A 1772-nucleotide genomic window follows, 5' to 3' on the forward strand; every position below is an offset into this window, starting at 1 on the left:
GGGGCGGGGCCCCCCCCCCCGCGCCCCCGCCCCCCCCCCCCCCCATTCACCCCCCCCCCCCCAAAACCCCGCTCAACCCACCCCCCCCCCCCCCCCCCCGGCGGGGGCGCGCCCCCCCCCCCCCCGCCTCCCCCCCCCCCCCGGGAATCGGGGGCCCGCAGCGTCCCATGACGGTCGCCACCCTCAGCTAGACCTGGTGCCCCGCACCGACACAGGACCAGAAGGACACCCCCGATGACCTCGTTGTTCGCCCACCGCGACTACCTGCGGTTGTTCACCGCGCAGATGACCGCGCTGTTCGGTACCGGCTTGACCACCGTCGCGCTCGGACTGCTCGCCTACGAACTCGCCGGCGCCGACGCCGGCGCGGTGCTCGGCACCGCACTGACGATCAAGATGCTCGTCTACGTCACCGTTGCCCCGATCGTGGCCGCCTATGCCGACCGTTTCCCGCGAAGGCTGTTCCTGGTCGCGCTCAACATGATTCGCGGGGGCGTCGTGCTGGCGTTGCCCTTCATCGACCAGATCTGGCAGATCTATGTCCTGATCGCGATCCTGCAAACCGCCTCGGCCGCGTTCACTCCGACCTACCAGGCCGTGATTCCCGACATCCTGCCCGACGAACGTGACTACACCCGCGCGCTGTCGGCCGCTCAGCTCGCCGCGACCATGGAAACGCTGCTCAGCCCCATGCTGGCCGCGGCCGCGTTGACCCTGATCAGCTTCCACTGGCTGTTCGTCGGCACCGCCATCGGCTTCGCCGTCTCGGCGGCCCTGGTGGTCTCGACCCGCATCCCTGACGCCGGAGCAACGACCCAGGGCAGCTTCGCGAAGCGGATCGCAGTGGGCATGCGGATATTCGCCGCCACACCACGGCTGCGCGGGCTGCTGGGGCTGAACCTGGTCGTCGCCGCGGCAGGCTCGGTGATCATGGTCAATACCGTCAACTACGTCCGCGACACCCTCGGCGGATCACAGACCGGCGTCGCGATGCTGTTGGCCGCCAACGGCTTCGGAACGATGATCATCGCGCTGTCGCTGCCGCGAGTCCTCGACCGCACCGGTGCCCGCCCAGTGATGCTGGCCGGCGCCGCGACCCTGATCCTCGGGCTCGGGTCGGCCATCGCCCTCTCGACCGCCGACGCCGGCCAGTGGCGGTGGGCCGCCGCGAGCGCGGTATGGGCACTCATCGGCGCCGGCACCGCCGGCGTGCTCACCCCGACCGGCGCGATCCTGCGGCGCTCCTCGCAGCCGGCCGATCGCGCGGCACTGTTCGCCGCCCAGTTCTCGCTGTCGCACCTGGCCTGGCTGATCACCTACCCGATCGCGGGATGGCTGACCAGCGCCGCCGGATTCACCACCACCTGGGTGGTGCTGATCGGCCTGGCAGGGCTCGGCGCCACCGTCGCGGTACGGAACTGGCCACGCAACGAACCCGCCGAGATCACCCACCTGCACGAGGTCGGCACCATCGACCCCGCCAGGCTGGCCGACGCGATCCGCATCAGCGACCGCATCTACCAGCACACCCACCCGTTCGTCATCGACGACGCACACCGACGCTGGCCCCGCGAAGCACGTGAACCCGTCCTCGTCGGATAGCCGAAAGCGGATTCAATTACCTCGCATACGAGGGCTCTGAGCATGTGATCGAGAAAGAGGGTGGGGCCGCCCAACCCAGTGCGGGCCCCCCCACGCCGGGAAGACGAGGGAACGCTGGACACCATAACCGCCGTGATACAGCGGGTCGCCCCCCCAACCCCCCCCCCCAC

1 protein-coding gene is annotated in these 1772 nt (G+C 70.6%); it reads left to right on the forward strand.

What is annotated here, in order from left to right:
• The first annotated feature begins 234 nt into the window (after positions 1-234).
• Complete coding sequence (locus tag QH270_RS11760) at positions 235-1602, forward strand: MFS transporter (protein WP_054811671.1); 1368 nt, start codon at positions 235-237, stop codon at positions 1600-1602.
• Positions 1603-1772 lie beyond the last annotated feature (170 nt).

The organism is Nocardia neocaledoniensis (genome assembly GCF_029868625.1).
Taxonomy (GTDB): domain Bacteria; phylum Actinomycetota; class Actinomycetes; order Mycobacteriales; family Mycobacteriaceae; genus Nocardia; species Nocardia neocaledoniensis_A.